The following is a 7898-nucleotide window of genomic DNA, read 5'->3' as shown; positions in this document are numbered from 1 at the left end:
AAGAAGAGCTCGTACGCAAGTACGGGCTTTTTTTTCGTATGTTACACAGCCTGGCGGGGATATCGCCCCGCTCAAGGTTTCTGCTCTACTTATCGCTGGTAGCGGCATGCATGAGACTTATCATGCCGGATTTCTTCATCAAATCACGCCAGATCCTCCGGTCCAGATTGCAGGTAATGACCTTCATAGCGGTTTACTCTTTCTCAAGCAACCAGCAGCGGAAGCCATCACCCATTGCCTAGTCCTGCGCAGTTTGCCCGCCAATACTCCCGGTTGTGCTGAGATATCAGCAAGCTGGTGGAGCATCGCTTTAATTTATTCCAGCGCGGCATTGCACCCGGTAATGATGCGCTTAAGCAAGGAATGCTGGCCAGGTGTTGTGAGTCCGGCAGCATCACGAATGGTGTGTAATACAGGGGTGTAAGCATCGATCGATTTCGTCGATCGATTACGTAAAAATTGATCTGCAAAATGAGTTATCCCGCATGATTGTCCCTGTGCCACAATCTCTAAAATGAATTTAACTGATTGTTTATAAATCTAATTCCTGTCTTATTTAGGAGCGAACACCTTTTGTCCTGGAAGCTCGGCAGGGAAATAGCATAAAGGATGATGTGATGAAGAGATGCGCACGGTGTAATAAGAAAAGGAGCGTCTTTGAACAGTGGCTCTCACTCGATACAGAATTCTGCGACGAGTGCTTATTTGATATTGACGAGGAAATCAGGGAAAGGCAAATACTCCCCGTCAGACGTCTGAAAGATGATCCAGCCCGCAATACAAATCGGAAGTCTTCCCCTTGATTTTTATCATCATTTTATAGATACGATTATGATAAATTTCACCTTGTTTTTTATATCACCCTGACTGTAAATGAGATTGAGTACTGTAACAGCACACGTTTCTCTTAAGAGCAGGTACATGCCAGAGTGAAGGGTTGACAATGCTCTTCAGAAGAACATGTCAGTATGGCAAGCAAGGATACACATAAATGGTAAAGTTTCTGCGAAATGGACCCGCAGTTGTTGTTCTGGCATTTATATTATGGGGCCTGATCCCATTGTTTTATCAATATCTATCTGGCGGAGCCCTCGCTGAAATTTTGATGTACAGAGTTTTTTGGTCTATACCTCTATTACTGCCAATAAGATTATTATTTCGTAAGAGAACGTTTTTTCGCGATTTACTGAAAGATAAAACCTCCTTCATATCCTGCATGATAGCAGGCTTGCTAATGGTAATTTCGTGGTCAGCTTTTATTTATGCATTAACAAATCATAAGGTACTCGACGCCAGTCTGGGATATTTTATCAACCCACTTATTGTCATTTGCCTTGGATGTATTTTTCTTAAAGAAAAACCATCATTATTTCAACTTATAGCAGTAATATCCGGCGTATGTGGTCTTGGCTATCAGATTATTTCCGCAAACAGTTTTCCTTCACTAGCGTTAATCATGGGGTTTTCATTTGCATTGTACGGACTGGCGCGAAAATTTATCCATTACGATGCAATAACCTCAATCACGCTTGAAACATTCTGGGCTCTACCTGTTGCTCTTTTCATCTTTATCTATACTGGCTCGAGTATAACTACATCATCTGACATCTCTCTGTTCCTTTATATATTAACCGCTCCCGTTACAGTAATTCCGTTAGTGTTATTTGCAGTAGCGCTAAATCGTACATCTCTTATTGTGACAGGTCTTGCTCAGTATATAGAACCATCTTTGCAATTTCTCATTGCCATACTTATATTTGGAGAAGTTATTAATTACTCCGAGCTATTTTGTTTTTCAGCGGTATGGTTTGGATTGCTGCTATGTATATTTGAGAGTCTTTACTATCATTACCGACGTAATCCTCCACGGTCTGAAAGTAATCATCCTGCAGGCACTTTACGGTGATGTACATGCCAGAATATAAAACTCAGTACGCTTATTCGTTTCCCTGGAACACGCGCTCAGGTATGAATGAGTAAACAACTCGAGTTTGTTTATTCAAGATTACCACGTCATTTAGGTACATAGGACAGTTGACTGCATGTTCATGGTTAAAGCCGGACAAAAAAATTTTTCCGATACCTTTATACAGATTGGCACTGTTCATCACCGGTGAATCCCCCGGAACACTGTCGCACTGCAACCAGGCATCGAGCTAGTGCATTTCTCTGAGAACGTGAGTGACCAGAGAATGTTGCGGCCGATCGGTAAAGTCTCTGTATCCGGAAATATTCTTAACGGCAGTACCCTATTCGTGCGTCAGCCAGCGAATCAGGTTCCCCTTGGTATTGTTTTGCGGGCCTGTTTCATAACCATACAATGCAAACTCCTTTTCAGTACAAAAGGTTACCAAAAATATACTGGGCATTATATCTGGAAAGAAAGTCAGGAATGTGTATATCCCAATTTAAGTTATTCAATTTGACAATAATCCACGAAAACCGGCGTATTGCGCGGGAATACAGCCAATTGTGATAGCTGTCATCGTTCAAAATTTGTCCTGACGTTCAAAGTCGTGCGTTTTCCAAACACCCATGGCTCGCTGAATCACATGATTTACTTCGTTATGTGGTTGACAAGTCAACCTACCAGTTTACTCAATGAACATCGGTATGTTTGTAAAGTATACTTTGTTTAACAAATATATATGTTCTTCTCTGTAGAATGAAAAAAATTTGTTTTCATCAGGATATGCGGACGAGAGAGCGCCTAATGATTATCAACAAAACTGGCATGTCAGATATAAATTTATTTTCAAAATGTTTCGCATTAACAAAAAAGCGTCAGAGATTCCAGTATTTACACCTTGCACGTAAATAAATTTAAACACCCTGAATTAATAATGAATACTTATGAAAAATACATCATATCTAAGTTTCTTTAACCAAATTCTATTGGCACGTGGCCCTTTGCATAGCAAATGGAAGAACAAAAAATTTCGACTCATGTATCTTTTACGATCTATGATAAGTCCTGTCTCCAGTATTCGGTATTATCAAGAATTACATTCCCTTAAATCAATTGATAAGATTCTGGAGATGCAACCTACGTTACCAGCCAAAATTCATCGTCCCTATTTACATAAAGGAGGGCTGGCATGGAATCGAAGGAAAAACATTATTGGTCACTACCGTTTTGTCCAGAGTTTACCAGTGAAACACCAGGCGTTATTATTACCCGACAGAGATGTGCTATTGGTCCATTTCACCGGAAAAAATGGTGAGGATTTTGATATTCACTGTTCTTCAGGCGGTTTTGATCGTGAAGGAGAACTGATGTTATCTCTGAGTTTTAACAATACCCCGGTGGCCCGATTGTCCTTCTCGGTTATCCCGTCAAAAAAAGGACATTGTGCATTTATTGGCGGTCTGCAGGGGGCACCAAAAAATATTGGCCCAGACATTATTCGTGACGCTACTAAAGCCTGCTATGGACTATTCCCTAAGCGGATCGTTTTTGAGGTTCTTTGTTCATTGATGCGTTGCTGTGATATCGCTAATATTTTAGCAGTTAGTGAACAGAGCCATGTTTTCAGGCAATGGCGATACCGGTACAAGAAACGTAAATACTTTGTTGCCCTGTACAGTGATTTTTGGGAATCAGTTGCTGGTCGTCCATACGGTAATTGGTATAAGTTGCCAATTTATGTAGAGCGTAAGTCATTTAATGAGCTTGCCAGTAAAAAACGCGCGGAATACCGGAGACGGTATGACCTGTTGGATCATATTAATGAGGAAATCATGATTCTCCTGCAAAATCAGATGTAACATAATGTCGTAACTCAGCTCAGAAACTGGCTGATGAATGCGACATCTCGATAAAAGCGTAGCTATCGTTCCGCGTTGGCGAACCATTACACGAACGTCCGCTGAGTGCTGTGAGCTCAACGGGTCGCTGATCCGCGAGACGCATTCATCACTGGATAAACGCATGAGTCTAAAATAAGGTGTTCTCTATTCCACAGTTCATAAATCAAACTTTTGACATATCTCAAGTCAGGCAAGGTTCCCCCTCGACTTCAGATATCCTGGTTTCTACTCGTTTTCGATGTTCTATTTCATCAGAGCATACTATTTCAATTTCTAAAATTTACTTAATAACACACAAATAACAAAGCCCGGTTTCCCGGGCCTTGAAGACGGAGTACTTATCAGTTGTAAGCGTTGAGCGTCCGCTGACAGAGCGCAGAGCGGACGCAATCGTCTTTATTGAAACGAACAATCCCAACCATATCATCTTCTTCGAAACGGGCCAGCGCATCGCTTAGCCCTGAGCGAACGTGCGCAGGTAGATCGCACTGGGTCACATCCCCATTCACAATCACCGTCACATTCTCCCCGAGGCGGGTCAAAAACATCTTCATTTGCGCAGCAGTGACGTTCTGAGCCTCGTCAAGAATGACCACTGCATTTTCAAATGTACGTCCACGCATATAGGCGAACGGTGCGATTTCCACCTTACCAATCTCAGGTCGCAGGCAATATTGCATGAAGGAGGCTCCCAGCCGTTTCACCAGCACGTCATACACGGGGCGAAAATAGGGAGCGAACTTCTCCGAAACATCCCCAGGTAAGAAGCCGAGGTCTTCATCAGCTTGCAGAACTGGGCGGGTTACAATGATCCTGTCCACATCTTTATGGATCAGGGCCTCTGCTGCTTTTGCCGCGCTGATCCAGGTTTTACCACACCCGGCTTCACCGGTGGCGAAGATCAGCTGTTTACTCTCGATAGCATTCAGGTAGTGCGCCTGAGCCTCATTTCGCGCCGTGATTGGCGTGGCATCGCGACTATCACGCGCCATACCGATCGCTTCTACGCCGCCCATCTGCACAAGCGAGGTGACCGATTCATCTTCACGTTGCTTATGACTACGCGAATCCCGCCTCAGCACACGTTTTGCTTCACGACGAGCTTTGATCACTGCTTTTTGTCTTCCCATGGATAGCACCTTGAGTTGTAGGTATACATCACACGCGCCGTTGGCGGCACGATTATGCGCACGAACATCTGAGGGTTGGCTTCCTTGTAAGCCATTGCTTGCTTTCGGATAAGACGCCACACACGGCTACGCGCACCGTACAGGGCGTCAGTTACAAGGAGAAGAAGTGAATGAGAGAGAGATTTAGCGGTGACGAGGAGGCTACCGGAAGAGAAACGTCCGCGTAAGGTACTGCTGTTACTGTGAAAAACGTGTCCAGTACAGGACTTTTCCATTCGCGATCTCCATAGTGAATGACTATCACCGCCGGGAACTACCGCTATTACTTATAATTACATCATAACCTTTCGCTAATGCAACAATATTTTTACTTACTATTAACTTAAATTCTATCTTATCACCAGAGACAGTCTCTTGCAGAGAGATGACAGAATTATTTCAGTCGCATACCGATCATAAAAAATAATTTGTTCCTTCATCAAGATATCAGGAAAAACCCCGCTGTACTGCGGGGCATAATCATCAGGCTTCGAGCAGAGACTGTCCCAGATAATTGTCTGCAGTTTTAACACCCGGCAAAGCAAAGAAATATCCCCCACCAATCGGTTTGACATACTCTTCGAGCGCTTCACCATTCAGACGTTTCTGCACCGCCAAAAATCCTTTTTCCAGATCGTGTTGATAGCAAACAAACAACAGCCCCATATCCAGTTGACCAGAATTAGTCACACCGAGCGAATAACTGTAGCCACGACGCATCATCAGGCTCGAGTCGGTCTCTTTCGTGCGCGGGTTTGCCAGGCGGATATGACTGTCGAGCGCAATCACCTCACCTTCAGGATCACTGGCATAGTCAGGTACATCATGCTCATGCTGCATGCCCAGCGGCGCGCCGGTGTGTTTATCACGACCAAAAATCGTTTGCTGCTCTTTCAGCGGCGTACGATCCCAGAACTCAACGCGGAACTGAATGAGTCTGACGGCCTGATAACTGCCACCTTGCGCCCAGGCAGGTTCGCCCTGCCCATCCGTCACCCACACCACGTCTTGCATCAACTTCGCATCCGTAGCGTCCGGATTCGCGGTGCCGTCTTTAAAGCCAAGCAGGTTGACCGGGGTCTCTTTGCCTTTGCTGCGCGCTGCGTGGTCAGAAATAAACCCTTCACGTTTCCAGCGCACGCTGAGGAGATCGGGCGTATGTTTAATGATATCGCGCAACGCGTGGATGACAGTGTCCTGGGTGTTGGCACAAATCTGCAGCAGCAAATCGCCATGGCACAGCGCCGCATCCAGCGAATCATTCGGGAAGCGGGTCATTTTTTGCAGCTTTTTCGGCATCTGCGGTTTCAGGCCATAACGTTCATCGAACAGCGATGAACCAACCGACAACGTCATCGTCAGGTTGTCTGGCGCAATGTAAGCGCCGAGGATACCTGAATCCATAGGAGGGAGACGCGGATTGGGCGTATCCGGTGCCGGTCCACCGGTGGTCAGAAACGCAAATCGGCTAGTCAACAACCGGAATAAACGCTCAAGATCGGCCTTATCGCTGGCGAGAACATCGAATGCCACCAGCATCATTGATGCCTGCTGCGGCGTCAGGATCCCCGCCTGATGCTGACCATAAAACGGCTGCGTTTCACTACGCGCATCCGGAGACAGCGTTCCCGGCGCGCTTTGTGGTTTTTGCGCGTGGGCAACCGGACACCCACCCGCCAGCGCCAGCGCCCCACCCAGGGCGCCCATCCCTTTCAGTAAACGTCGGCGTGACGGTTCGCTCACGCCGTTTTCATTATCTTGCTGCATAGTGCTTAATCCAGACCCAGAACACCGCGTAATTGCGACAAGTCTTCCGCCAGCGTCGTGATTGGCCCTTTCAGCGCATTACGATCGGCATCAGTCAGTTTGTCATAGGTTTCAAAACCGTCTTTGGTACGGTACTTGCTCAGAATGGTATCGACCTTTTTGAAGTTCGCATCCACCTTCGCCAGCAGCTCAGCATTGGATTTTTGCAACTGAGGACGCAGGAGATCGACAATTTTCTGCGCGCCATCGACGTTGGCCTGGAAATCCCACAGATCGGTATGGCTGTAGCGATCTTCTTCCCCACTGATTTTGCTGGCAGCAACTTCTTCAATCAGTCCTGCTGCCCCGCCAACAACTTTAGACGGTGGGAAAGCCAGCTCGCTGATACGCGTTTGCAGGTCAAGAACATCGCTATTTAATTGGTCGGCGTACTGATCCATACCTTTGGTGGTATTGTCGCCAAACAGCGCTTTCTCCAGGCGGTGGAAGCCGGTGAATTTAGGATCGGCGGCTTTTTGCTCATAATCATCTTCACGCGCATCGATGCTGCCGTCGAGATCGGAGAACAGTTCAGCAATCGGTTCAATACGCTCATAATGCTGACGGGTTGGCGCATACAGCGATTTCGCTTTTTCCAGATCGCCTGCTTTAATCGCATCAGTGAAGGCTTTAGTGCCCGCAACCAACTGCGCGGTTTCAGCTGTCACATAAGCTTTATATTCGGTAATCGCGCCGCTCAGACTCAGCAGAGCATCGCTCTGTGCGGCATCCGCCGTTGCGCTGCCTTTTACGATCAGTTTGCCTTTCGGGTTAGTCAACAGACCGCAGGTCATATCATATTCGCCAGGCTGCAGGTTAGCGGTCATTTTCTGGCTAAAGCCTGGTGCAATGTTTTCGCGCTCTTCAACCACCATAACGCCTTTAAGAATTTCCCACTCCAGCGCTTTCTGGCTGTGGTTCTGGATGATGAACTGCGTTTTCCCGGCGTTAACCGTGATCGTCATCGGTTCACACTGTTTGTCGTTAACCGTGACTTTCACCTGCGGAATATCGGCGGCTTGTGCAGAAAAAGCGGATGCAAACAGCGCGGCAATACCCAACTGCAGCGCACTACGGCGAAAATTAAACGTCATAACCTATCCCTATAAATAA

At 46.3% G+C, this 7898-nt stretch carries 6 protein-coding genes; 3 read left to right on the top strand and 3 right to left on the bottom strand.

Annotated features, from left to right (window positions below; all coding sequences use genetic code 11):
- The 3 genes from OGX66_RS02285 to OGX66_RS02275 form a co-directional block, all read left to right on the top strand.
- Nucleotides 1-424 (top strand): hypothetical protein (locus OGX66_RS02285; protein WP_286510828.1); only part of this gene is annotated, 424 nt, incomplete at its 5' end.
- A gap of 567 nt (nt 425-991) precedes the next feature.
- Nucleotides 992-1906 (top strand): EamA family transporter RarD, encoded by a 915-nt coding sequence (rarD, locus tag OGX66_RS02280; protein ID WP_003036060.1) that lies wholly within the window; start codon nt 992-994, stop codon nt 1904-1906.
- Between the two features lie 947 nt (nt 1907-2853).
- Nucleotides 2854-3768, top strand: a complete 915-nt coding sequence (locus OGX66_RS02275; RefSeq protein ID WP_088902468.1) for a VirK/YbjX family protein — start codon at nt 2854-2856, stop codon at nt 3766-3768.
- A 383-nt stretch (nt 3769-4151) separates the two neighbouring features.
- Here the strand turns inward: OGX66_RS02275 and phoH are convergent, their stop codons facing one another.
- The 3 genes from phoH to efeO all read right to left on the bottom strand — a co-directional run bounded on the left by phoH (nt 4152) and on the right by efeO (nt 7879).
- On the bottom strand, nt 4152-4940 hold the full coding sequence (phoH, locus tag OGX66_RS02270) for a phosphate starvation-inducible protein PhoH (protein ID WP_003036052.1): 789 nt from the start codon (nt 4938-4940) through the stop codon (nt 4152-4154).
- A 522-nt stretch (nt 4941-5462) separates the two neighbouring features.
- Complete coding sequence (gene efeB, locus OGX66_RS02265) at nt 5463-6746, bottom strand: iron uptake transporter deferrochelatase/peroxidase subunit (RefSeq protein WP_003846839.1); 1284 nt, start codon at nt 6744-6746, stop codon at nt 5463-5465.
- 5 nt (nt 6747-6751) lie between these two features.
- Nucleotides 6752-7879, bottom strand: coding sequence for an iron uptake system protein EfeO (gene efeO, locus OGX66_RS02260; RefSeq protein ID WP_003036044.1), 1128 nt, complete (start codon nt 7877-7879; stop codon nt 6752-6754).
- Nucleotides 7880-7898 lie beyond the last annotated feature (19 nt).

Source organism: Citrobacter sp. Cf072 (assembly GCF_030334485.1).
GTDB classification, from domain to species: domain Bacteria; phylum Pseudomonadota; class Gammaproteobacteria; order Enterobacterales; family Enterobacteriaceae; genus Citrobacter; species Citrobacter freundii.
This window is presented reverse-complemented; position numbering and strand designations above follow the sequence as displayed.

What these genes read in the sequence shown, in the direction of transcription:
- rarD (WP_003036060.1), top strand. Translation starts at nt 992, where the DNA reads ATGGTAAAGTTTCTGCGAAATGGACCCGCAGTTGTTGTTCTGGCATTT.
- OGX66_RS02275 (WP_088902468.1), top strand. Translation starts at nt 2,854, where the DNA reads ATGAAAAATACATCATATCTAAGTTTCTTTAACCAAATTCTATTGGCA.
- phoH (WP_003036052.1), bottom strand. Translation starts at nt 4,940, where the DNA reads ATGGGAAGACAAAAAGCAGTGATCAAAGCTCGTCGTGAAGCAAAACGT.
- efeB (WP_003846839.1), bottom strand. Translation starts at nt 6,746, where the DNA reads ATGCAGCAAGATAATGAAAACGGCGTGAGCGAACCGTCACGCCGACGT.
- efeO (WP_003036044.1), bottom strand. Translation starts at nt 7,879, where the DNA reads ATGACGTTTAATTTTCGCCGTAGTGCGCTGCAGTTGGGTATTGCCGCG.